At 61.5% G+C, this 24,117-nt stretch carries 22 protein-coding genes and 2 tRNA genes; 14 read left to right on the top strand and 10 right to left on the bottom strand.

Annotated features, from left to right (window positions below; all coding sequences use genetic code 11):
* Window positions 1–82: 82 nt before the first annotated feature.
* From aspS to H620_RS0111660, 4 genes are all read right to left on the bottom strand, one after another.
* Entirely contained in the window at window positions 83–1,858 is a 1,776-nt protein-coding gene (gene aspS / locus H620_RS0111675; protein WP_027907400.1) for an aspartate--tRNA ligase, read from the bottom strand.
* Window positions 1,859–1,952: 94 nt separating this feature from the next.
* A complete protein-coding gene (locus H620_RS0111670) occupies window positions 1,953–2,174 on the bottom strand; it encodes an FmdB family zinc ribbon protein (protein ID WP_023381915.1) in 222 nt (73 codons plus the stop codon).
* Window positions 2,175–2,266: 92 nt separating this feature from the next.
* Window positions 2,267–2,605, bottom strand: a complete 339-nt coding sequence (locus tag H620_RS0111665; RefSeq protein ID WP_023381916.1) for a ribbon-helix-helix domain-containing protein — start codon at window positions 2,603–2,605, stop codon at window positions 2,267–2,269.
* A gap of 149 nt (window positions 2,606–2,754) precedes the next feature.
* Window positions 2,755–3,228, bottom strand: coding sequence for a Dps family protein (locus H620_RS0111660; RefSeq protein ID WP_023381917.1), 474 nt, complete (start codon window positions 3,226–3,228; stop codon window positions 2,755–2,757).
* A 280-nt stretch (window positions 3,229–3,508) separates the two neighbouring features.
* Here H620_RS0111660 and H620_RS27585 point away from each other — a divergent pair, with 280 nt between their 5' ends.
* Window positions 3,509–4,102, top strand: coding sequence for a cold-shock protein (locus H620_RS27585; protein WP_027907399.1), 594 nt, complete (start codon window positions 3,509–3,511; stop codon window positions 4,100–4,102).
* A gap of 34 nt (window positions 4,103–4,136) precedes the next feature.
* On the opposite strand, the gene H620_RS0111650 is transcribed toward H620_RS27585, so the two are convergent.
* Both H620_RS0111650 and H620_RS0111645 read right to left on the bottom strand, forming a co-directional pair.
* Entirely contained in the window at window positions 4,137–4,343 is a 207-nt protein-coding gene (locus tag H620_RS0111650; RefSeq protein ID WP_027907398.1) for a SlyX family protein, read from the bottom strand.
* A 1-nt stretch (window position 4,344) separates the two neighbouring features.
* Complete coding sequence (locus H620_RS0111645) at window positions 4,345–4,764, bottom strand: HIT family protein (protein WP_027907397.1); 420 nt, start codon at window positions 4,762–4,764, stop codon at window positions 4,345–4,347.
* A gap of 761 nt (window positions 4,765–5,525) precedes the next feature.
* On the opposite strand from H620_RS0111645, the gene H620_RS0111640 reads away from it, so the two are divergent.
* The 3 genes from H620_RS0111640 to H620_RS0111630 all read left to right on the top strand — a co-directional run bounded on the left by H620_RS0111640 (window position 5,526) and on the right by H620_RS0111630 (window position 9,677).
* Window positions 5,526–6,830, top strand: a complete 1,305-nt coding sequence (locus tag H620_RS0111640) for an OprD family porin (protein WP_023381921.1) — start codon at window positions 5,526–5,528, stop codon at window positions 6,828–6,830.
* Window positions 6,831–6,987: 157 nt separating this feature from the next.
* Window positions 6,988–8,703 (top strand): proline--tRNA ligase, encoded by a 1,716-nt coding sequence (locus tag H620_RS0111635; RefSeq protein WP_023381922.1) that lies wholly within the window; start codon window positions 6,988–6,990, stop codon window positions 8,701–8,703.
* 20 nt (window positions 8,704–8,723) lie between these two features.
* Window positions 8,724–9,677: a YceB family lipoprotein gene (locus H620_RS0111630; protein WP_023381923.1), complete on the top strand. Its 954-nt coding sequence runs from the start codon at window positions 8,724–8,726 to the stop codon at window positions 9,675–9,677.
* Window positions 9,678–9,829: 152 nt separating this feature from the next.
* On the opposite strand, the gene dinB is transcribed toward H620_RS0111630, so the two are convergent.
* Window positions 9,830–10,894 (bottom strand): DNA polymerase IV, encoded by a 1,065-nt coding sequence (gene dinB, locus H620_RS0111625; RefSeq protein WP_027907396.1) that lies wholly within the window; start codon window positions 10,892–10,894, stop codon window positions 9,830–9,832.
* A 215-nt stretch (window positions 10,895–11,109) separates the two neighbouring features.
* Between dinB and H620_RS0111620 the strand changes: the two genes are divergently transcribed.
* The 4 genes from H620_RS0111620 (at window position 11,110) to H620_RS0111605 (ending at window position 15,577) form a co-directional block, all read left to right on the top strand.
* Window positions 11,110–11,186: transfer RNA gene (locus tag H620_RS0111620), tRNA-Met, on the top strand.
* 136 nt (window positions 11,187–11,322) lie between these two features.
* A tRNA-Met gene (locus H620_RS0111615) sits at window positions 11,323–11,399 on the top strand.
* 243 nt (window positions 11,400–11,642) lie between these two features.
* Window positions 11,643–14,285: a bifunctional lysylphosphatidylglycerol flippase/synthetase MprF gene (gene mprF / locus H620_RS0111610; protein WP_027907395.1), complete on the top strand. Its 2,643-nt coding sequence runs from the start codon at window positions 11,643–11,645 to the stop codon at window positions 14,283–14,285.
* Window positions 14,285–15,577 (top strand): virulence factor family protein, encoded by a 1,293-nt coding sequence (locus tag H620_RS0111605; protein WP_023381926.1) that lies wholly within the window; start codon window positions 14,285–14,287, stop codon window positions 15,575–15,577. The genes mprF and H620_RS0111605 overlap by 1 nt, the downstream gene beginning before the upstream one ends.
* 125 nt (window positions 15,578–15,702) lie before the next feature.
* Here the strand turns inward: H620_RS0111605 and H620_RS0111600 are convergent, their stop codons facing one another.
* Window positions 15,703–17,613 carry a potassium transporter Kup gene (locus H620_RS0111600; protein ID WP_023381927.1) on the bottom strand — a complete coding sequence of 637 codons (1,911 nt, stop codon included), beginning with the start codon at window positions 17,611–17,613 and terminating at the stop codon, window positions 15,703–15,705.
* 234 nt (window positions 17,614–17,847) lie between these two features.
* Between H620_RS0111600 and rimO the strand changes: the two genes are divergently transcribed.
* The 5 genes from rimO (at window position 17,848) to tsaA (ending at window position 21,773) form a co-directional block, all read left to right on the top strand.
* A complete protein-coding gene (gene rimO, locus H620_RS0111595; RefSeq protein WP_023381928.1) occupies window positions 17,848–19,179 on the top strand; it encodes a 30S ribosomal protein S12 methylthiotransferase RimO in 1,332 nt (443 codons plus the stop codon).
* An 86-nt stretch (window positions 19,180–19,265) separates the two neighbouring features.
* Window positions 19,266–19,724 (top strand): GNAT family N-acetyltransferase, encoded by a 459-nt coding sequence (locus H620_RS0111590; protein ID WP_023381929.1) that lies wholly within the window; start codon window positions 19,266–19,268, stop codon window positions 19,722–19,724.
* Between the two features lie 121 nt (window positions 19,725–19,845).
* Window positions 19,846–20,556: an rRNA pseudouridine synthase gene (locus H620_RS0111585; RefSeq protein WP_023381930.1), complete on the top strand. Its 711-nt coding sequence runs from the start codon at window positions 19,846–19,848 to the stop codon at window positions 20,554–20,556.
* Between the two features lie 47 nt (window positions 20,557–20,603).
* Complete coding sequence (locus tag H620_RS0111580) at window positions 20,604–21,065, top strand: YehS family protein (protein ID WP_027907394.1); 462 nt, start codon at window positions 20,604–20,606, stop codon at window positions 21,063–21,065.
* A gap of 6 nt (window positions 21,066–21,071) precedes the next feature.
* Entirely contained in the window at window positions 21,072–21,773 is a 702-nt protein-coding gene (gene tsaA, locus H620_RS0111575) for a tRNA (N6-threonylcarbamoyladenosine(37)-N6)-methyltransferase TrmO (protein WP_023381932.1), read from the top strand.
* A gap of 120 nt (window positions 21,774–21,893) precedes the next feature.
* On the opposite strand, the gene fpr is transcribed toward tsaA, so the two are convergent.
* Complete coding sequence (fpr, locus tag H620_RS0111570; RefSeq protein ID WP_023381933.1) at window positions 21,894–22,673, bottom strand: ferredoxin-NADP reductase; 780 nt, start codon at window positions 22,671–22,673, stop codon at window positions 21,894–21,896.
* 118 nt (window positions 22,674–22,791) lie between these two features.
* On the opposite strand from fpr, the gene finR reads away from it, so the two are divergent.
* Window positions 22,792–23,718, top strand: coding sequence for a LysR family transcriptional regulator FinR (gene finR, locus H620_RS0111565; protein ID WP_023381934.1), 927 nt, complete (start codon window positions 22,792–22,794; stop codon window positions 23,716–23,718).
* On the opposite strand, the gene H620_RS0111560 is transcribed toward finR, so the two are convergent.
* The gene (locus H620_RS0111560; RefSeq protein WP_023381935.1) at window positions 23,715–24,077 is read right to left on the bottom strand and encodes a diacylglycerol kinase; all 363 of its coding nucleotides are present in this window, start codon (window positions 24,075–24,077) and stop codon (window positions 23,715–23,717) included. The genes finR and H620_RS0111560 overlap by 4 nt on opposite strands.
* Window positions 24,078–24,117 lie beyond the last annotated feature (40 nt).

Here is a 24,117-nt window from a genome sequence, read left to right as displayed (position 1 = left end):
AGTTCCGCCCCGTAGGGCGGAACGCGTGTGATCTTGCGCAAAAGCGCATGGGCGCAACCCTGCGGGTGCGCCCGCGGTCCGCTTACTCGACCTTGGTCTGCTCGCGCAGACGGATGTGCAGCTCGCGCAGTGCCTTGGCATCGACCATGCCAGGGGCCTGGGTCATGACGCACGCGGCGCTCTGGGTTTTCGGGAAGGCGATCACTTCACGGATCGACTGGGCGCCGGTCATCAGCATGACCAGACGGTCCAGACCAAAGGCCAGACCACCGTGTGGCGGTGCGCCGAACTTCAGAGCGTCGAGCAGGAAGCCGAACTTCTCTTCCTGCTCTGCCGCCTCGATACCCAGCAGGCGGAATACCGCCTGTTGCATTTCCTTGCGGTGAATACGGATCGAACCGCCACCCAGTTCGGTACCGTTGAGCACCATGTCGTAGGCACGGGACAGCGCACCGGCCGGGTTGGCCTCGAGCTCTTCAGGGGTGCACTTCGGCGCGGTGAACGGGTGATGCAACGCGGTGAAGCTGCCGTCTTCGTTCTCTTCGAACATCGGGAAGTCGACCACCCACATCGGCGCCCACTCGCAGGTCAGCAGCTCGAAGTCGTGGCCCAGGCGGATACGCAGCGCGCCCAGGGCTTCGCTGACGATCTTGAACTTGTCGGCACCGAAGAACACGATGTCGCCGTCGACCGCACCCACGCGATCGAGGATCACGTTGAGGTTGGCCTCAGGGATGTTCTTGACGATTGGCGACTGCAGGCCTTCGACGCCCTTGGCACGCTCGTTGACCTTGATGTACGCCAGGCCCTTGGCACCATAGATGCCCACGAACTTGGTGTACTCGTCGATCTTGCTGCGCGGCATGCTGGCACCGCCAGGCAGGCGCAGGGCGGTCACGCGGCACTTCGGATCGTTGGCCGGGCCGGCGAAGACTTTGAAGTCGACGTCCTTGAGCTGATCGGCAACGTCGACCAGCTCCAGCGGAATACGCAGGTCTGGCTTGTCGGAACCGTAACGACGCATGGCCTCCTCGAAGGTCATGTGCGGGAACTCGCCGAACTCCAGGTCCAGCACTTCCTTGAACAGCTTGCGGATCATGCTCTCGGTGAGGCCCATGATCTCGGATTCGTCCAGGAAGCTGGTTTCGATGTCGATCTGGGTGAATTCCGGCTGACGGTCGGCACGCAGGTCCTCGTCACGGAAGCACTTGGCAATTTGGTAGTAACGGTCGAAACCGGCCACCATCAGCAGCTGCTTGAACAGCTGCGGCGACTGCGGCAGGGCAAAGAAGCTGCCAGCGTGGGTACGGCTCGGCACCAGGTAGTCGCGCGCACCTTCCGGCGTGGCTCGGGTGAGGATCGGGGTTTCGACGTCGAGGAAGCCGTTCTCGTCGAGGAAGCGACGAATGCTGCTGGTGATGCGCGAACGCAGGCGCAGCTTGTCGGCCATTTCCGGACGACGCAGGTCGATGAAGCGGTAGCGCAGACGGGTTTCCTCGCCCACGTCGGAGTATTCGTTCAACGGGAAGGGAGGGGTTTCCGCTTCGTTGAGCACATTCAGCTGGTAGCCGAGGATTTCGATGGCGCCGGAGGCCATGTTGGCGTTCACCGCACCTTCCGGACGCTTGCGTACCTTGCCAGTGATCTGCACGACATACTCGCTGCGCACGCGGTCGGCAGCGGCGAAGGTTTCGGCGCGATCCGGGTCGAACACGACCTGAGCCATGCCTTCGCGGTCACGGATATCGAGGAAGATCACCCCGCCGTGGTCGCGGCGACGATGGACCCAGCCGCAAAGGGTGACTTCCTGGCCGTCCAGGCTCTCGTTCAGTTGGCCGCAATAATGGCTGCGCATCATGATGGTGGTTTCGCTTCTCGTGATTCGTGTATTCGGTGGAGGTCTTGACCGCCCAGAGGGCTAATACTGCAAGACCCGACTACTGCAATTCAACTCAGTCGGCCTTGTCGCCGCCTGCCAGATTCTTTTTTGCCCCGGTCTTGAAGTCGGTTTCGTACCAACCGTTACCGCTCAGGCGGAAACCGGGCACCGACAGCAGCTTCTTCAACGCAGGCGCCTGACACGCCGGGCAATCGGTCAGCGGCGCGGCGCTGATCTTCTGCAACACCTCCATCCGGTGATCGCAGGATTCACATTGATAGTCATACAGGGGCATGGATGTCTCTCGTCAACCACAACGCAGGCTGCCGGGGCAGCAAAAAGCGGGATTATATATGGTTAACAGGCGCTGCGCAGCCCGCCCGGCGATCAGCGTCCGCTCGGCGGCTCAAGCAGCCAGGCGACGCAGATCACCCGAATCAGGCCACTGAAGTTCCTCACCCCGCCCTGACGCAGGTGCACCTCGCGGTCCACGTACGACAGCACAGCACTGACCGAACAGCCATTGGCTGCGGCAATCCGCTCCAGGATGCGCCAGTAGACCGCCTCCAGGCGCAAGCAGGTGGAAAATCCGTTGAGCCTTACCGAACGGGACACCGGCTGGATCTGCAACATGTCGAAATCGGCCTTGAACGGGTCGACGCACTGCCGACCTGGCCAGCGCCCTTGATTACCCCCTCGCTTCATCGCTTGCGTCGTGTCTTGCATCGGGTCACTCCACTGCCACGGGAACTCAGCCCCAATGAAGCCCGCGACACCCACCGCTAAGCAGCGGCAAGGGTTTCCCGCCAAAACGCCAAAGCCCGATTGCGCTGGGCACAACCGGGCTTTATCAGGATTCCGACGCAATAAGACGACTATTTACCGTCCAACAGCACCCGCAACATCCAGGCCGTCTTCTCGTGCACCTGCATCCGTTGAGTCAGCAGGTCGGCGGTCGGCTCGTCACTGACCTTGTCCACCACCGGGAAAATGCTGCGCGCCGTACGCACCACCGCCTCCTGGCCCTGCACCAGCTGCCGGATCATTTCGTCCGCTGCTGGCACGCCCTCTTCTTCCTTGATCGACGAATGTCGCGCGTAAAAGGCATAGGAACCGGGCGCAGGGAAGCCCAAGGCACGAATGCGCTCGGCGATCGAATCGACGGCCAGCGCCAACTCGTTGTATTGCTCCTCGAACATCAGGTGCAACGTGCGGAAGGACGGGCCGGTGACGTTCCAGTGAAAGTTGTGGGTTTTCAGATACAGCACATAGGTATCCGACAACAGGCGAGAAAGCCCTTCGACGATGGATTTGCGATCTTCTTCAGAGATACCGATATCGATTGCCATGAAGTTCCCCTTTTCCATGATGGCTTGTTGAACAAGCGGGCCCGAAACACTGTACCAACACTTTCCCCAACCCGCATGTGACACAAGGCAATGGATCGACGGCAACCGCCCTCGGTTTGAGAAGCCCCCGCCTTTGCTGTTAAATAGGCACGGTGCCACCCGTGCGGATTGTCATTGCCGGGTGCATAGGCTGGCCTGCCACGTGTTCGCGCTCTACACCTCATGCGCACCGTGCCGCCAGCTCTTCCTGTGATCGGCCTTATCAACTGTGAGCCAACCCATGTTCAAGATCGTCCATCTGGTGACGGGCGTAGCGGCTTTGCTGCTGTCGCTCATACCTGGCCTGAAAACCGATGCAACACCTTTCCTGCAACAACCCGACGCGGTCTACCTCGCCCTGCTCGGCCTGCTCAACCTGCTGCTCGCCCCGGTCGTACCGCTGTACTACCGAGGCGCTCGCCAGCAATTGCAACACCTGGCCTGCGCCCTGCTGGTGGTGGCCGTGGTGCTGCAGACCCTGACGCTGCTGGCACGCCCGGAAATGGGCAACCTGGCCGCCCTGGTCTGTGCGGCATTGGCCGTCGCGCTGCACCTGGCCGCTGGCTTCGCACGCAGCGGCCGCAAAGCCCGCAGCACCCAGCAGGCGCCCCTGGAAGGCGGCAAGCGCGATACCGGCACCGTCAAGTGGTTCAATACCTCGAAGGGCTTTGGCTTCATCTCCCGCGATTCGGGCGATGACATCTTCGTCCACTTTCGCGCCATTCGTGGCGAGGGCCACCGCATTCTGGTCGAAGGCCAGCGCGTGGAGTTTTCGGTGATGCATCGCGACAAGGGCCTGCAAGCCGAAGACGTGGTCGCGGTTACCCGCCGCTGACCGTGCACGGCCCTGGCCACCCCAGGGCCGCCCTTCAATAATGTGGCGGAGGCGCCTCTTCGCCTTCACCACCATATTGCCCGATCATTTCTTCGTATCGCTTGATCAGCTCGGCCATCTGCAACTGCAGGCGCTCGATCACCCGCCCCTGCTCGACCACCACATCATTCAATGCCTGAATGGTGTCATCCTGGAACGCCTGACGGGTCTCCAGCTCGATGATGCGCGATTCGGCAGACATTTCAGGCCTCCTGGTATTGATCATCGAGCCGCGCACGCAGGCGCTGGCGTATGGCGTCGACCTGCCCTGGGCCGTACTCGATCGCAGGCACCTTGCCCCACACCGGCGCCGGCCAGGCTGCATCGCCATGGCGGCGTACGATGACGTGCATGTGCATCTGGCTGACCACGTTACCCAACGTGGCCACATTCATCTTGTCGCCAGCGAACTCATCCTTGAGGACTTCAGCCAGGTAGGTGGTTTCCTTCCACAACTGGGCCTGCTCATCGGTGCTGAGGTTGAACAGCTCGCTCACACCTTCGCGCCGTGGCACCAGGATGAACCAAGGGTAATTGGCATCCTTGCTCAGCAACACACGGGACAATGGGAAATCCCCCAGCACGAGGGAATCCTGCTGCAAACGCGAATCCAGGACGAACACGGCAAACCTCCTAAGAAAACAGCCCCGTCGAATGCGGGAAAACCTGCGCAGAGGATACCCTGCTTCGCCCCTTTGGACATGCAACGGCTCGAATTGCGCTCACTTTCGGTTCACGGACGAGCCACCTTTGCACGCTTGCGGTAACACTGCGCTACTTTTCGCACCAAAATGATGCCGAAAATGTGGATCCCACCACACATCCCCCCACGCAAACGACTCAACTTGAACAGTCCGCGGTAACACATTGACTTTTAAGGCAGCTTTTGGGCATTTGCCGACGTGCTTCGGCGGCAGACCACCCACCCCGATACCGCCCCGTATTTGCGGGACTTCGCGCCCCTTGCCCGGGGATTTTGTGAAAATTTCATGAAGCGTTGCGAATTTTGAGCACGGTTGTTGCATTCCCTTCACGCCAAGTCGGCACGACACCTGCATTGACCGGGTGGACGCGACAAATAACAACAGCGGCATTGGAGGCACCAGGGAGTTTCTCGAACCGGACTTTCTTATTACAGATCGATTACGGTGACAGAAACAGCGCTGGCGTTGTACGCCTCACTTGGGGAGGCGTGATTTGCGACATGGAACTACCTAGAAGCGACATGAGCGTAACGTTACCGAAAGGATGTTTATTCCCATATCGCCAACAACAGTCAGCGTGCTATACATTTTCGCCGACATAACAAGAAAGAGCTGTCCCATATAACTAAAAAACTTGGGCACAGCGGTACTCTTCCTAAAAACCAAAGGAGCAAATCACGATGCGCGTGATGAAGTGGAGCATGATCGCCCTGGCCGTTGCGGCAGGGACCTCGCAGTTCGCCGTAGCCTCTTCGCAAGACGAAGCAAAAGGTTTCATCGAAGACAGTTCGCTGAACCTGAAGACTCGCGCCATGTACATGAACCGCGACTTCAAGCACGGTGCAGGCAACATTGCCGACCCAACCCGCTCCAGCGGCTTCAAGAGCGGCCACCGCGAAGACAGCGGCGCATCGCTGCTGGGCACCTTCGAATCCGGCTTCACCCAGGGCACCATCGGCGTGGGCGTTGACCTCATGGCCATGGGTAGCGTCAAGTTCGATGGCGGCAAAGGCACTGCCGGTAACGGCCTGTTCCGCACCGACAGCGACGGCCACCCGGAAGATTCGCAAGGCAAAGGCGGCGCAGCCGTCAAGTTCCGCCTCTCCGACACCACCCTGAAGTATGGCCGCCAGTTCGTCGCAAGCCCTGTGTTCGCGACCGATGACAGCCGTCTGCTGCCAGAAGTGGCGGAAGGTACCTTGATCACCAGCAAGGAGATCAAGGGCCTGGAATTGAGCGCCGGTCGCTTCACCGCGCTGAGCTCGCAAACCGGCATGGGCAAGGACAGCATCAACGGCAAGCACACGCCTGGCCTGACGTCGGCCAACATTGCCGGTGCCACCTACTCCTTCACCGACAACTTCGTCGGTACCCTGGCAGCCTCTGATGTCGATGACTACTTCAAGAAGCAGTACATCAACCTCAACTACACCCTGCCGATCGATGATACCCAAGCGCTGAACTTCGACTTCAACGGCTATCGCTCCAAGGACCAGGGCCAGAAACTCTACGGCGAACTGGACAACAAACTGTGGAGCCTTGCAGCTGCCTATAGCCTGGGCGGCCACAAGTTCACCCTGGCCTACCAGCGCTCCAGCGGCGACACCGGCTACCTGTATGGCGTCGATGGTAACGGCACTGTCTTCGTGTCCAACTCCATCCAGATCTCCGACTTCGTCGGTGCCGAAGAGAAATCCTGGCAGGCTCGCTACGACCTGAACATGGCTTCCTACGGCGTACCTGGCCTGAGCTTCATGACCCGTTACGTCTACGGTGACAACATCGAGACTACTTCCAACACCGAAGGTAAGGAACACGAGCTCAACGTCGAGTCCAAGTACGTCATTCAGGAAGGCCCGGCCAAAGACCTGTCCTTCCGCGTACGCTACGCCGTTTACCGTGCAAACAACGCGTACAACGCCGACTACGCTTCGGACAACAACGACCTGCGCCTGATCCTCGAGTACCCGCTGAGCATCCTGTAAGCTTCGGCCGACAGCGCTTCGCAATTGAAAAAGCCCGGCACATGCCGGGTTTTTTCTTGGCTGACAACTGCCAGCCAGTGCTGCATTCTGTACGCTTTCGTTTCGCCCCCGTACAATGCGGGGTCATTTCACATTCAGGCAATCGACACGGCTCACCATGCGCACCAGTCAATATTTGCTCGCCACCCAAAAAGAAACCCCTGCCGACGCCGTGGTCATCAGCCACCAGCTCATGCTGCGCGCTGGCATGATCCGCAAGCTGGCCTCCGGCCTGTATACCTGGCTGCCGATGGGCCTGCGGGTAATGCGCAAGGTCGAGGCCGTGGTCCGCGAGGAAATGAACGCTGCTGGGGCCCTGGAAGTGTTGATGCCAAGCATCCAACCTGCCGAGCTGTGGCAGGAGTCCGGCCGCTGGGAGCAATACGGCCCTGAACTGCTGCGCCTGAAAGACCGCCACAATCGTGACTTCTGCGTCGGCCCGACCCACGAAGAGGTCATCACCGACCTGGCCCGTAACGAGCTGTCCAGCTATAAACAGCTGCCGCTCAACATGTACCAGATCCAGACCAAGTTCCGTGACGAGATCCGCCCGCGCTTCGGCCTGATGCGCGGCCGCGAGTTCATCATGAAGGACGCCTACTCGTTCCATGCCGACCAGGCTTCCTTGCAAGAAACCTACGACCGCATGCACCAGGCGTACAGCAATATCTTCACTCGCCTGGGCCTGGACTTCCGCCCAGTGCAGGCCGACACCGGCTCTATCGGTGGTAGCTACTCGCACGAGTTCCACGTACTGGCCGAGTCCGGCGAAGACGACGTGATCTTCAGCGACACTTCCGATTACGCAGCCAATATCGAGAAGGCCGAGGCCATCCCGCGCGAAACCGTGCGCCCTGCGCCAACTGAAGAACTGCGCCTGGTCGACACCCCGAATGCCAAGACCATCAAGGATCTGGTGGACAACTTCGGCCTGCCGATCGAGAAAACCGTCAAGACCCTGATCGTCCGCGGTGCCGAGGAAGGCAAACTGGTCGCCCTGGTGGTCCGTGGCGACCACGAGCTCAATGAAATCAAGGCCGCCAAGCTGGAACAGGTTGCCGACCCGCTGGTCATGGCCACCGATGCCGAACTGCGCGAGGCCATTGGCGCCGGTGCTGGCTCGCTCGGCCCAATGAACCTGCCGATGGAGTGCATCATCGACCGCTCGGTCGCCCTGATGAGTGATTTCGGCATCGGCGCCAACATCGACGACAAACACTACTTCGGCGTGAACTGGGAGCGCGACCTCCCCGTCCCGCAGGTCGCTGACCTGCGTAATGTGGTCGAAGGTGACCCGAGCCCGGACGGCCAGGGCACCCTGGTGATCAAGCGCGGTATCGAAGTGGGTCACATCTTCCAGCTCGGCACCAAGTACAGCGAGGCGCTCAAGTGCCAGGTACTGGGCGAGAACGGCAAGCCGGTCACCCTGTCCATGGGCTGCTACGGCATCGGCGTGTCCCGCGTGGTCGCCGCGGCCATCGAGCAGAGCTATGACGACAAGGGCATCATCTGGAACGACGCCCTGGCCCCGTTCCAGATCGCCCTGGTACCGCTGCGCTACGAAACCGATGTGGTTCGCGAGGCAACCGACAAGCTGTACGCCGAGTTGACGGCTGCCGGCTTCGAAGTGTTGCTGGACGACCGTGACAAGAAGACCAGCCCAGGCATCAAGTTTGCCGACATGGAGCTGATCGGCATCCCGCACCGCATCGTCGTCAGCGATCGCGGCCTGGCCGAAGGCAACCTGGAGTACAAGCACCGCACCGAGCAAGAGGCTCAGGCACTGCCGCTCAATGAAGTGCTGACCTTCCTGCAGGCCCGCGTTCGCCGCTGATAACCAATGCACGAGTGATCATGTCCAAGCGAAGTACCTTTACCCTGGGGGGCGCCGCTTTGTGCGGCGCCCTGCTGGTCAGCGGCTGCGCCAACCAGATGTCCCAGCGCAGCGAGCACGAGGAACGCGTCGAGCGCAAATTGCTCGAGCACAGTCTGCAGATCGATGTCGGCGAGCCGAAGGTGATGGAACTGCCTCAACGGCGCGTTCGGGTCAATGAGCAGAAGCGCTTCGAAGTCACCGAGTTCGAAGTCACCCGTCGCTATGACCGCTACACGCCCTACCAGCCCTGGCGGGAGATCTACGAGATTCCGCTGGGTGCGGTGGCAGTGGTTGCCGGGATCGGCGCCAATGTGGTCAACGTCTTCGCCTTGGGCAACCTGCCGGACAGCGTCACGCACGATTGGCTCAACTACGGCGTGGCCGGGGTAAACCCGTTCATGAACGTGCAGTCCAATGGTCGTGCTCAGCAAAACCTTGCAGGCATCAGCGAAGTGCAGAAGGGCAAACGTGAAGAGTTCACCAGCATGCCCTGGAGTGAACGCCTGGTCGAGGTGAAGGCTGGCAAGCAAACCCACGAGCTGACCACCGACAGAAACGGCGTCTTGCGCCTGAACCTGCTGGACAGCCCGTTCTCCGAGCAGCACCTCAACCACGTCGGCACCCTGCACCTGCATGTGGCTGATGAAGAGAACGCCGTGCGTGGCGATGCCAGCTTGTTGGTCAGCGCCACGCTGCGCAACAAGTTGCTCGAAGCCCATGAGCTGATTTTCGATGACCTGGAAGACGATGACGTCGGCCAGTGGGTACACCGGGTCAAGCGCCTGTCGGAGCTGGGCCTGGAAGAAGAGGCCAGTGAAATGGAGCAGAGCCTGATCGAGCTGACCCGCAACGATCCGGAGCTGCAACAGGAGTTCCTGCAAGCGCTGACCAAGGCTACCGGCCGGTTGGTGGCAGATCCGGGCGTGCAGTAATAAAGCATCGCTGATAAACCGGCCTCTCCAGATACCGCTAAAAAAGCCAGACGCTCGACTCCGTGAAAGCGGCCTTGCGTCGCGTTAGGGCTACACAGGAGCTCTATCGTGACGCAAGGCCGCTTTCACGAGGTTGGCCGACACTGCATTGCTCACGGCCCTGGGAACAGCTCCAACTGCTCATGGGCCCCTCGCAAGTCCCGCAGCCTCACCCCTACCCCCAGCAAACGCACCGGCTTTCCGCCACGGGCAAAAGCCTGGCTCAGCAACTGCCGATAACTTTCCAGATCCCTGCCCGCCCCCGCCTGCTCCAGGGTGGTCTGGCTAAAGTCATGGAACTTGACCTTCACGAAAGGTTTGTCCGGTCGATAGCTGCTGTCCATTCGGGCGATTCGCTCATTCAGACTGGCCAACAGTTCAGGTAACCGTTCAAGACAGCTGGCGAGGTCAGGCAGGTCGGTGTCGTAGGTGTTCTCCACACTGACCGACTGCCTGCGACTGTCGTTGTGCACTGCCCGCTCGTCGATACCGCGCGCCAGCCCCCATAACCGCTCGCCGAAACTGCCGAACTCGCGCACCAGCGCAAGTCGCGACCAATCCCGCAGGTCATCGCATGTGTCGATCCCCAGGCGCGCCAGCTTATCTGCTGTGACCTTGCCGACGCCATGCAGCCTGGCCACCGGCAAAGCGGCGACGAAAGCCCCCACCTCATCTGGAGTGATGACGAACAGTCCATTGGGCTTTCGCCAGTCACTGGCAATCTTGGCCAGGAACTTGTTCGGCGCCACACCCGCCGAAACCGTTATGTGCAAGGTGCGCGCGACCCGCCGACGAATATCTTCGGCAATCCGTGTAGCGCTGCCGGAAAACCACTGGCTGTCGCTGACATCCAGATAGGCCTCGTCCAGCGACAACGGCTCGATCAGCTCGGTATAGTCTCGAAAAATGGCGTGGATCTCGCGCGAGGCCTCGCGGTAGGCATCAAAGCGCGGCTTGACGATCAGCAGGTCAGGGCACAGCTTGAGTGCATGCCGCGAGGACATGGCCGAACGCACGCCATAGGCGCGGGCCTCGTAGTTGCAGGTGGCGATCACCCCCCGCTGTTCGGGCTGCCCCCCTACCGCCATGGGGCGCCCCGCCAGACTCGGGTCGTCACGCATCTCGATTGCGGCATAGAAACAATCGCAGTCGATGTGAATGATCTTGCGCTGGGACATGGCCTACCATCGGCACTGTAAATTCATACAGATAGTAGCGTAAGCGCCCCTTATGGAAACAGCCTGCATGCGACAAGACCGGCTAATCGGGCTGAAAGCCACGTCAATCCTGAGCTGCGGACTCATTGCGTACGCTAAGAGATTGAACAAAAAAGGTTTTTTTCACGAAACAGCTTGACATAGGGAAGCAAATCCGTAGAATTCGATCTCACAGGCGCGGGATGGAGCAGCCTGGTAGCTCGTCGGGCTCATAACCCGAAGGTCGTCGGTTCAAATCCGGCTCCCGCAACCAGATTCGAGAAAAGGCCACTGTTCACACAGTGGCCTTTTTCTTTGGCGCCTTGAAAAAGGCGCGGAAGAAAAATGACGAAAAATCAATGCTTAATGCTTGACAGCCGTCCGCGAAACTGTAGAATGCGCACCACTGACGCGGGATGGAGCAGCCTGGTAGCTCGTCGGGCTCATAACCCGAAGGTCGTCGGTTCAAATCCGGCTCCCGCAACCATATTCGTCAGAACAAACCCCGCCTGTTTAACAGCAGCGCGGGGTTTGTTGCTTTTCCCCTCCAGGAAATTCCCCGCCTTACCCCCCCCTACGGCCAGGCCCCGTGTATTGGATGAACTATCTTTAACCCGCTCGGACGGCTAAAAGCGACGTCGCCCGGAGTAATATCTGGATACGTTTTCCAAAGGGACTTTCTCTTGGCCGCACCTTTCCCCCACCTCGCGCTGTGTGCACGGGGTACCCCATGACCTCCCGCAACCCTGAGCCTCAGGCTACCATCGCCTCGGCCCTACCCAGCGCCGCGCACCAGCTGACCTGGCTGGAGCGCATAAGCCGTTATCGCCAACCCATCGGGCTGGCGGTGACCTTGTTGCTGTTCGCCATGGGCCTGATCGCCTGCCGGCACCTGTTGAGCGAACTCGACATCTATGCCTTGCACGATGCCATGCTCAGCGTGCCGACCCGTGCGCTGCTCGGCGCCTTCGTGGCCACCGTGGTGGGCTTCGTGATCCTGCTCGGGTACGAATGGTCGGCCAGCCGCTACGCAGCCGTGAAACTGCCGCTACGCACTTTGGTGCTGGGTGGTTTCAGTGCGTTTGCGATTGGCAATGCCATCGGCCTGTCGATGCTGTCTGGCGGCTCGGTGCGCTACCGCCTGTATGCGCGCCAGGGGCTGGGTGCCGGGGAAGTTGCGCGGATGACGGTGTTCGCCAGTCTCTCCCTTGGCTGCGCGCTGCCTCCCCTGGCAGCCTTGGCCACCTTGAGCGACCTCTCTGCCGCAGCCACCGCCTTGCATATGGCGCCAACACTGTTGGCAGGTATCGCGATTGCCGTGCTGGCCGCGTCCGTCGTGCTGGTCATCGGGCTATACCGCCGACGCCAGGCCGAACAACCCTTGGCCGACAACCTGCTGGTACAAGTCGGACGCCGTACACTGCGCCTGCCCGGGGCTCGCCTGACGCTGCTGCAGTTGCTGATCACCGCCCTGGACGTCGCTGCGGCAGCCACCGTGCTCTATCTACTGCTTCCAGAGGCTCCGCCATTTGGCGCGTTCGTGCTGGTGTACCTGTTGGCCCTGGCCGCAGGCGTGCTCAGTCACGTACCGGGTGGCGTCGGCGTCTTCGAAGCGATTCTGCTGGCAGCCTTCGCTGACCAATTGGGCGCAGCGCCCCTGGCGGCGGCGCTGCTTCTATACCGCCTGATCTATGTCGTGCTGCCGCTGCTGATGGCATGCGTGCTGCTGCTGGCCAACGAAGCCCGTCGCTTACTGTTCGCCCAGCAGGCTATCAAGGCAGCCTCCGGGCTGGCGGCGCCGATCCTGGCGATCCTGGTGTTCCTCTCCGGCGTGGTCCTGCTGTTCTCCGGTGCGACACCGGAAATCGACACCCGCCTCGAACATATGGGGTTCCTCGTACCTCACCGACTGATCGATGCCTCGCACTTTGGCGCCAGCCTGATCGGTGTCCTGTGCCTGCTGCTGGCCCAAGGCTTGCGGCGCCGACTGTCGGCCGCCTGGCTACTGACCACTGTGTTGCTGCTGGTCGGTGCCTTGTTATCGTTGCTCAAGGGCTTCGACTGGGAAGAAGCGAGCCTGCTGACCGTGACCGCAGCCTTGCTGGCGTTGTTCCGTCGCTCGTTCTACCGCCCAAGCCGCTTGCTGGAATTGCCATTCTCGCCAATCTACCTGGTAGCCAGTGCCTGCGTGGTCGGAGCGTCGGTCTGGTTGCTGCTGTTCGCCTATCAGGATGTGCCCTACAGCCACCAGTTGTGGTGGCAGTTCACCCTGGACGCCGATGCCCCGCGTGGTCTTCGCGCCGCGATGGGCAGTGCGGTACTGCTGGTGATCGTCGCCCTGACCTGGCTGTTGCGCACTGCCCGCCCAGTGATCCACCTGCCAGATGATGATGAACTGCAGCGCGCCCACCAGATTCTGCTGGCCTCCGACCAACCCGACGGAGGCCTGGCCCTGACTGGCGACAAGGCGCTGCTGTTCCACCCAAGCGACAAGGCCTTCCTGATGTATGCGCGCCGTGGTCGCAGCCTGGTGGCCCTTTACGACCCCATTGGCCCTGCGCAAGAGCGCGCCGAAATGATCTGGCAGTTCCGCGACCTGTGCGACCTCCATCATGCCCGCCCAGTGTTCTACCAAGTGCGAGCGGAGAACCTGCCCTTCTATATGGATATCGGCCTGACCGCGCTCAAGCTCGGCGAAGAGGCCAGGGTCGACCTGCGCCGCTTTGACCTCGAAGCCAAAGGCAAGGAAATGAAAGACCTGCGCTACACGTGGAACCGCGGCGGCCGCGATGGCCTGAGCCTGGAAATCCACGAACCCGGCCAAGCGCCCCTGGCTGAACTGAAGGAGATATCCGACGCCTGGCTCGGCGGCAAGAACGTGCGCGAGAAAGGCTTCTCGCTCGGGCGCTTCAGCGCCGAGTACCTGCAGCACTTCCGTATCGCCCTGATTCGCTTCCAGGGCCGGCCGGTGGCCTTCGCCAACCTGCTGGAAACCCACAGTAACGAACTGGCCAGCCTGGACTTGATGCGCGCTCACCCCGAAGCGCCGAAGCTGACCATGGAATTCATGATGATCGGTCTGATCCTGCATTACAAAAGCCGAGACTACGCACGCTTCAGCCTGGGAATGGTTCCGCTTTCCGGCCTGCAACCGCGCCGTGGCGCCCCGCTGACACAGCGGTTGGGTTCGATGGTGTTCCGCCGCGGCGAGCAGCTTTACAACTTCCAGGGTCTGCGGCGCTTCAAGGACAAGTTCCAACCGGACTGGGAACCCCGTTACATGGCCGTGCCGGCCGGGCTCGACCCGCTGGTGGCACTGGCTGACACTGCCGCCCTGATTGCCGGCGGCCTGACTGGATTGGTGAAACGTTGATGATCCGACGCTATTGGTTGTACGTACTGGTTCCCTTGCTGCTGGCCGCGCTGTGCGGCGCCCTGGCCTTCTGGCTATGGGCTCGCCCGGCGCCCGAGGCGCGCCTTGAACAGCTGACCCTGGACGGCACCAGCATGACCCGGGTAACTCCGGGGGTTCACGCCAAGGCCAGGGTCGCCATCGGCGTACCCCAGGACCAAGCCCTGACCGGCAAGCAACTGCTGGACCTCAGCCAGGCTGGCGAAGCGCAACTGGTGCAAGTGATTCTGCCGCCGAGCGACTGCGCGAAACAGCAACAGGCGATGGACCAGGCCCTGAGCCAACTGTCCGACAAGCCGACCCTGGTTGCCGGTATTGGCCCGGGTGCGGCTCAAGCCTGGCGCTGGCTGGCCAGTCAGAGCGATGACAAGGCCCGCGCCATCTCCGTCGACTTCAGCCTCGAACAGCCGGGCTGTGCCACTGCCCTGCCGAAGTCTGCGGCCCACGGTCACTGGAACGTAGCCTGGAACGACAACCCCGATGACGCCAGCGCTGCGTTCGTGCGCGACCAGGCCAATGCCGAGACCAGCATCAGCGATTACGACATCCATCTGCCGCAGGTACTCAAGACGCAGTTGACCCAGGCATTGGTCGGTCGCGACGGTAACGCGCTTGCCATTCCGGTGGTGGAAGTCCCGGCTGGCCAAACCACCGATACCGTGACCCTGTTCCTCTCGGGCGATGGCGGCTGGCGTGACCTCGACCGCGACGTGGCGGGTGAGATGGCCAAGCTCGGCTACCCTGTGGTCGGTATCGACACGCTGCGTTACTACTGGCAGCACAAGACCCCGGAGCAAAGTGCCGCCGACCTGTCCGAACTGATGCAGCATTACCGTCAGAAATGGGGCACCAAGCGCTTCGTGCTGACCGGTTACTCGTTCGGCGCAGATGTGCTGCCAGCCATTTACAACCGCCTGCCTGTCGAGGATCAGCAGCGAGTCGATGCCGTGGTTCTGCTGGCGTTCGCCCGCAGTGGCAGCTTCGAAATCGAAGTCGAAGGCTGGCTGGGCAAGGAAGGTCAGGAAGCGCCGACCGGGCCGGAAATGGCCAAGCTGCCAGCGTCGAAGGTAGTGTGCGTCTATGGTGTTGAAGAGACCGACGAAAGTGGTTGCACCGACAAGACTGCCGTGGGCGAGCGCCTGAAACTGCCAGGCGGGCACCACTTCGACGAAAATTACCCGGCCTTGGCCAAGCGCCTGATCGGCGAGATCGAGACCCGTCAGGGCAAGTCCAGCGTCGCTGAACAGAACTGAGGCGTAGCCACGCTCCCACAGGATTACCGTGGGAGCGGCCTTGTGTCGCGAATGGGCCGCAAAGCGGCCCCGGATCACAGCCTCCCTGCATCCAGAAGGGCTGCTACGCAAGGCCGCGATGCGCGTCAGATCTCGACTTGAGTCCCCAACTCGATCACCCGGTTCAACGGCAGGTTGAAGAATCGCAGGTTGCCGTTGGCATTCTTCAGCAAGAACGCGAACAGGTTGCCCCGCCAGCGCGACATCCCTTCCAGGCGCGAAGCGATGACCGTTTCACGGCTGAGGAAGTACGTCGTGCGCATCGGGCTGAAATCCAGCTCATCCAGATGGCACAGCTTCAGCGCTTCAGGCACGTCGGGCTCGTCCATGAAGCCAAAGTGCAGCAACACGCGGAAGAACCCATCGCCGTAGGCCTCCACCTCGAAACGCTCCTGCTCCGGCACCCTTGGCCGGTCTTCGCTGACCACGGTCAGCAGCACCACCTGGCTGTGCAGCACCTGGTTGTGCAGCATGTTGTGCAACAAGGCATGAGGCACTGCATCAGGCCGCGCCGTCAGGAACACCGCGGTGCCCTCGACGCGGTGCGGCGGCTGCACGCGGATGCTGCTGATGAACACCGGCAGCGGCAAGCCGCCTTCGTCGATACGGTCCACCAGAATCTGCTTGCCACGCTTCCAGGTGCTCATGAGCAGGTACAACACCCCGCCCGCCAGCACCGGGAACGCACCGCCCTGGACGATCTTCGGCACGTTGGCGGCGAAGAACAGCCCATCCACCAATAGGAAGCCCAGCAGAATCGGCACGGCCAGCACCGGCGGCCACTTCCAAAGCAGCAGCATCACGGCCGACACCAAAATCGTGGTCATCAGCATGGTGCCCGTCACCGCCACACCGTAGGCTGCAGCCAGGGCGCCAGAGGATTCGAAACCGATCACCAGCATTACCACACCGGCCATCAGCGTCCAGTTGACCGCACCGATGTAGATCTGCCCCTGCTCGTGACTGGACGTATGCTGGATCTGCATGCGCGGGATATAGCCCAGCTGGATCGCCTGGCGCGTCAGGGAGAAGGCTCCGGAAATCACCGCTTGCGAGGCGATCACAGTCGCCAAGGTCGCAAGCCCGACCAAAGGCAGCAGCGCCCAGCCTGGCGCCAACAGATAGAACGGGTTGCGCGCGGCCTCGGGGTTCTGCAGCAAAATGGCGCCCTGGCCAAAGTAGTTGAGCACCAAGCCTGGCAAGACCAAAGCGAACCAGGCGCGGGCGATCGGCTTGCGGCCGAAATGCCCCATGTCGGCATACAGTGCCTCGGCCCCGGTCAGTGCCAGCACGACCGCGCCGAGAATGGCGACCCCCATGCCCGGGTGCACGATGAAGAAGTTCACCGCCCAGCCCGGATTGACCGCCTTGAGCACCTCAGGGCTTTGCGAGATGCCATACATCCCCAGCGTTCCCAGCACCACGAACCAGGTCACCATGATCGGGCCGAACAGCTTGCCGATCTTGTCGGTGCCATGCTTCTGCACCAGGAACAGCGCCACCAGTACCACCAGCGAAATCGGCACTACCCAGTGGTCGATGCCTTCGAACGCCAGGCCCATGCCTTCGACCGCCGACAGGACCGACACTGCCGGAGTGATCATGCTGTCGCCATAGAACAGCGAAGCCCCGATCAGGCCACTGACCACCATCAGCGTGCGCAACCGCGGATAGGCCGCCGTGGCCCGCCGCGCCAGCGCCGTCAGGGCCATGGTGCCGCCCTCCCCCTGGTTATCGGCACGCAGGATGAACATCACATATTTGAACGACACCACCCATAGCAGCGACCACAGAATCAGCGACAGGATGCCCAGCACCCCATCGTGATTGACCGGCACTCCATACCCCCCGGAGAAGACTTCCTTGAGTGTGTACAAAGGGCTGGTGCCGATATCGCCATAGACCACCCCAACAGCTGCCACGAGCAGGCCCAGCGACCGAGCCGCGCCCTGTTTCTCGCCGTGCCCGCCCTCGGCGTGACTGCTTGCCTGAACCATCGACCACTCCCGCAGACGGCCCCGAAGGCCAATAGAATTCACTCCCACGCCTGGGCCCTGCACAGACCCGGACGCAACGGCGCGAAGCATAGCGCAGCGTTCGTCGTATTTCTGCTGGTCAAGCGACCTCGCGCTCGCTAGAATTGCGCACTTTTTGATCAGAGGCGCCAAAAACGCCCGCCTGGATCGCCCCGCCAGAGGCCGGGGTGGCCTGTTTCAATACCGAGGTTAGCCATGTCCACCACTCCCGCCACGCCGAAGGTCGGCTTTGTTTCCCTGGGTTGCCCCAAGGCCCTGGTCGATTCCGAGCGCATCCTGACCCAGCTGCGCATGGAAGGTTATGAAGTCGTGCCCACCTACGAGGACGCCGACGTCGTGGTGGTCAACACCTGCGGCTTCATCGACAGCGCCAAGGCCGAGTCGCTTGAAGTGATCGGCGAAGCGATCAAGGAAAACGGCAAGGTCATCGTCACCGGCTGCATGGGCGTCGAAGAAGGCAACATCCGCGATGTGCACCCGAGCGTGCTGTCGGTCACCGGTCCGCAGCAGTACGAGCAGGTGGTCAATGCCGTGCATGAAGTGGTACCACCACGCCAGGACCACAACCCGCTGATCGACCTGGTACCGCCGCAAGGGGTCAAGCTGACCCCACGTCACTATGCCTACCTGAAGATTTCCGAAGGCTGCAACCACAGCTGCAGTTTCTGCATCATTCCATCGATGCGCGGCAAGCTGGTCAGCCGCCCGGTGGGTGAGGTGCTGAGCGAGGCCGAGCGCCTGGTCAAGGCGGGCGTCAAGGAAATCCTGGTCATCTCCCAGGACACCAGCGCCTACGGCGTCGACGTCAAGTACAAGACCGATTTCTGGAACGGTCGCCCGGTCAAGACCCGCATGCTCGAGCTGTGCGAGGCCCTGAGCAGCCTGGGCGCCTGGGTGCGCCTGCACTACGTGTACCCCTACCCGAACGTCGACGATGTCATCCCACTGATGGCCGCTGGCAAGATCCTGCCGTACCTGGACATCCCGTTCCAGCACGCCAGCCCCAAGGTGCTCAAGTCGATGAAGCGCCCGGCCTTCGAAGACCGCACCCTGGCGCGCATCAAGAGCTGGCGCGAGCAATGCCCCGAACTGGTGATCCGCTCGACCTTCATCGTCGGCTTCCCAGGCGAGACCGAAGAGGACTTCCAATACCTGCTGGACTGGCTGACCGAAGCTCAACTCGACCGCGTTGGCTGCTTCCAGTACTCGCCTGTCGAAGGCGCTCCGGCCAACGATTTGGGCCTCGAAGAAGTGCCTGACGACGTCAAGCAAGAGCGCTGGGACCGCTTCATGGCTCACCAGCAGGCGATCAGTGCGGCTCGTCTGCAACTGCGCATCGGCAAGGAAATCGACGTGCTGATCGATGAAGTCGAAGAACAAGGCTCGGTCGGCCGCAGCTTCTTCGATGCTCCGGAAATCGACGGCAGCGTGTTCATCGATGGCGACCACGGCTTCAAGCCGGGCGACAAGGTTCGTTGCCGTGTGGTAGACGCCGACGAATACGACATGTGGGCAGAGCCCCTCTAAGGCAATGGACCGAAAAATACCCCGCCGACTGGCGGGGTATTTTTTTGCATCTATGGTGATCTCAATGGACCTTGAGGATCCCCGCGATGCCACCGGCAATGACGCTACACACACCGCACTTGAGCGACTACCCCGAGCTGGTCCGGGTCTGGGAAGCATCTGTGCGCGCCACCCACGATTTTTTGCCCGAATCCTACATCCTGCTGTTGCGTGAGCACGTCCTGCGTCGCTACCTCGATGCCGTGATGCTGATCTGCTGCAAAGACCGCCGGCAGCGTATCCTGGGCTTTGCCGGCGTGTCCAATGGCCAGGTCGATATGCTCTTCGTCGCCCCGGAAAGTCGCGGCATCGGCGTAGGCAAGCGGCTGCTGCACTACGCCATCGAAGAACTGAATGCCGAACGCCTGGATGTCAACGAGCAGAACCCTCAGGCACTGGGCTTCTACCTGCATGAGGGGTTCGAAGTAGTCGGTCGCTCGGAAACCGACGGACTGGGGCAGCCCTACCCGCTGCTGCACATGAAGCTGATTCGCACCGCATCCTAGGACACAAGACAACCAGAGCGTGCGACGCTTCCGAAATGGCGGAATTGACATAGATTCCCATCATCTGGAGTGCGCAGGCAGGTACAATGGTCGCCTTTCCCCGTTTTTGCGAATTACAGCCATGTCTGAACCCGTCCGCCTGTCCAAACGCCTGATCGAGCAACTCGGCTGCTCACGCCGCGAAGCCGAGCTGTACATCGAAGGTGGCTGGGTCACGGTCGATGGCGTGGTGGTCGAGCAGCCTCAGTTCAAGGTCGACAGCCAGCGCATCGAACTGCTGCCAGGCGCGCGGGCCGAGACGCTGGAGCCGGTGACACTGCTGATGAACCAGCCGGCCACCCTGGACAGCGAGACCGCTCGTGCGAGCATCAACATGGGCAACCTCAGCGAAGCCCACCGCGAAGGCGTGCGCCCTTTGCACGGGCACTTTGCCCGGCTGTCCTGTATCGCGCCGCTCGAGCGCGGCGCCAGTGGCTTGCAGGTATTCACCCAGGACTGGCGGGTGACCCGCAAGATCGACGCCGACCTGCGCCGCATGGAGCAAGAGTACATCATCGAAGTGCGCGGCCAGACCACGCCCCAGGCACTGGAACGCCTGGCCCGTGGCGCCACCCGCAATGACCGGGAACTGCCCAGGGCCAAGGCCAGCTGGCAGAACGAGACCCACCTACGCATGGCCCTGAAGAACCCGCAACCTGGCCAGATCGCCGAACTGTGCGCCTACCTGCGCCTGGAGTTGCTCGGCATGCGCCGCATTCGCGTGGGCGGTGTATCCATGGGCAAGCTGGCGCTGGGCCAATGGCGCTACCTGGCCAGCACCGAACGTTTCTAAGCAAAGCGCCACGCCCTTGGCGTGGCTTTGAACAGGATTTAGCGACAATGAACCACAACGACGTCTTGCGCAGCCTGCGCTACATGCTCAAGGTGAACGACGCCAAGATGGCCGAGATCATCGGGCTGTCCGGCCTCGAAGTGCACCCGGTGGTGCTCGCCACTTACCTGAAGAAAGAAGACGAGGCAGGCTTCGTACGTTGCCCCGAGCGCGTCATGGCGCATTTCCTCGACGGACTGGTGATCTACCGCCGTGGCAAGGACGACAGCCGCCCGCCGCTGCCCGTCGAGCTGCCGGTGACCAACAACACCATTCTAAAGAAGCTACGGGTGGCCTTCGAGCTCAAGGAAGATGACCTGCACGCGATACTCAAATCGGTCAACTTCCCTGTTTCCAAACCCGAGCTCAGTGCCCTGTTCCGCAAGGTCGGCCATGACAACTACCGCCCTTGCGGCGACCAGTTGCTGCGCAACTTCCTCAAGGGCCTGACCTTGCGCGTGCGCGGCTGATTGGCCATGCAGCATACGGTCTCACCTATCGGCATCGTCCACTCCTGCTTCAAGGAAAAGTTCGCCATCCCCCGTCAGCCTCGCTTGGCACCCGCCGCGCGGGGCGTGCTGGAGTTGTTGCCGCCGTTCGACCAGGGCGAGGCGGTAGCTGGCCTGGAACAGGTCAGCCATGTGTGGCTGCTGTTTCTGTTTCACCAAGCGCTGGAGGACAAGCCCCGCCTAAAGGTGCGCCCACCGCGTCTGGGCGGTAACAAAAGCGTGGGGGTATTTGCCACCCGCGCCACCCACCGGCCCAATGGCATCGGCCAGTCGGTGGTTCGCCTGGAAGCCGTGGAGCCTGGGCGTCTGCTGTTGTCGGGGATCGACCTGCTCGACGGCACACCGGTGCTGGATATCAAGCCCTATGTACCGTATGCCGACAGCATTGCCGAAGCCCACAACCACATGGCTGGCGACGCGCCAGAAGCCATTGCCGTGCAATGGTCCGACAACGCCTTGCTGCAGGCCCGGAATCACGCCTTGCGCTTGGGTGAGCCGCTGATCGAGCTGATCGAACAGTGCCTGGGCCAAGACCCACGGCCGGCCTATCAGGTACCGCCGCCGGAGCGGATTTACGGGGTGAAGTTCTGGGATGTGCAGGTCAGGTGGCAGTATCCGCAGCCGGATAGGATTCGGGTGCTGGAGGTCGTACCTGATCAGGCCCAGTGACCTGCTTGCCGTGCACCTGTAGCAGGCTTGCCGACGATAGGGCCGATAATGTCAGCACAAAAACCTCAGGTATAAAAAAACGCAGGCCAAGGCCTGCGTTTTTGCGTTCCAGCGTCCGCCTTACTTCTCGACGAATGCACGCTCGATCAGGTAGTCACCCGGCTCACGCATACGCGGGGAGATCTTCAGGCCGAAGCTGTCCAGGACCTCGCTGGTCTCGTCGAGCATGCTTGGGCTGCCGCAGATCATGGCGCGGTCGTCCTGCGGGTTGATCGGTGGCAGACCGATGTCGCTGAACAGCTTGCCGCTGCGCATAAGATCGGTCAGGCGGCCCTGGTTCTCGAACGGCTCACGGGTAACGGTCGGGTAGTAGATCAGCTTGTCACGGACCGCTTCACCGAAGAACTCGTTCTGCGGCAGGTGCTCGGTGATGAACTCGCGGTAGGCCACTTCGTTCACGTAACGCACGCCATGGACCAGGATGACCTTCTCGAAGCGCTCGTAGGTTTCCGGGTCCTGGATGACGCTCATGAACGGCGCCAGACCAGTGCCGGTGCTCAGCAGGTACAGGTGCTTGCCTGGGTTCAGGTCGTCGAGTACCAGGGTGCCGGTGGGCTTCTTGCTGATGATGATCTCGTCGCCTTCCTTCAGGTGCTGCAGCTGGGAGGTCAACGGACCATCCGGCACCTTGATGCTGAAGAACTCCAAGTGCTCTTCCCAGTTCGGCGAAGCGATGGAATAGGCGCGCATGAGCGGACGGCCATTGTCCTGTTGCAGGCCGATCATCACGAACTGACCGTTCTCGAAGCGCAGGCCCGGGTCACGGGTGCACTTGAAGCTGAACAGGGTGTCGTTCCAGTGGTGCACACTGAGGACACGTTCGTGGTTCATGTTGCTCATTTATGGGGCTCCTGAAGAAAGACGCAGCGCGTAAAACGCGCAGTTGCGCGATAGTTTAGGGGCAGCGACAATATCTGTTAACTGAATTATCAAGATATGTGTTATCGGTTATATAGATATGCGATTCACACTCCGTCAGCTGCAGGTCTTCGTCGCCGTCGCTCAGCACCAAAGCGTGTCGCGCGCTGCCAGCGTGCTTGCGCTGTCGCAATCGGCGGCCAGCACCTCGATCACTGAACTGGAGCGTCAATCCAGCTGCCAGCTGTTCGACCGGGCCGGCAAGCGCCTGAGCCTCAATGCCCTGGGGCACCAGCTCTTGCCCCAGGCCGTCGCCCTGCTCGACCAGGCCAAGGAAATCGAAGACCTGCTCAACGGCAAGTCCGGTTTCGGCTCACTGGCTGTTGGCGCTACGCTCACCATCGGCAACTACCTGGCGACCCTGCTGATCGGCAGCTTCATGCAGGTGCACCCCGAGAGCCAGGTGAAGCTGCATGTGCAGAACACTGCGCATATCGTGCAACAGGTTGCCCACTACGAGATTGACCTGGGTCTAATCGAAGGCGACTGCAATCACCCAGACCTGGAGGTTCAACCTTGGGTCGAGGATGAACTGGTGGTGTTCTGTGCCCCGCAGCATCCGCTGGCCAAACTCGGCCGGGCGGACGTCCAGACGCTCTCCCAGGAAGCCTGGATCCTGCGCGAACAAGGCTCAGGCACTCGCCTGACGTTCGACCAGGCCATGCGCCACCACCGCGCCAACTTGAACATTCGCCTTGAGCTGGAGCACACCGAAGCGATCAAGCGCGCCGTGGAATCGGGGCTGGGTATCGGCTGTATCTCACGCCTGGCGTTGCGCGATGCTTTCCGGCGCGGCAGCCTGGTACCGGTGGAAACCCCCGAGCTCGACCTGATGCGCCAGTTCTACTTCATCTGGCACAAACAGAAATACCAGACCTCGGCCATGCGCGAGTTTCTCGAACTGTGCCGCAACTTCACCGCAGGCTTCACTCGCAGCGACGAAATCGTGCTGCCGCCGATCGCTTAAAGCAGAATCACACCCCAGACCAGCGCCACCATGGTCAGCGCTACCAACTGCGCGGCACTGCCCATGTCCTTGGCGTTCTTCGACAAGGGATGACGCTCCAGCGAGATGCGGTCGATCGCCGCCTCCACCGCCGAGTTGAACAACTCGACGATCAGGCCCAGCAGGCAGACCGCGATCATGATCGCCCGCTCCGCTCGGCTGACAGGCAGCCAGAAGGCGGTCGGAATCAGCAGGACGTTGAGCAGCACCAGTTGGCGGAACGCCGCCTCGCCCTTGAAAGCCGTGCGCAGGCCATCGAGGGAGTAGCCGGCGGCATTGACGATACGTTTGAGGCCTCTCTGGCCTTTGAATGGCGACATAGGTGTCACTTCACCGTTAAAAGGCCGGCAGACTAGACCA

It is taken from the genome of Pseudomonas taiwanensis DSM 21245 (genome assembly GCF_000425785.1).
Lineage (GTDB): Bacteria > Pseudomonadota > Gammaproteobacteria > Pseudomonadales > Pseudomonadaceae > Aquipseudomonas > Aquipseudomonas taiwanensis.
The sequence above is the reverse complement of the archived record's forward strand: the minus strand, read 5'-3'. Positions and strand labels throughout refer to the sequence as shown.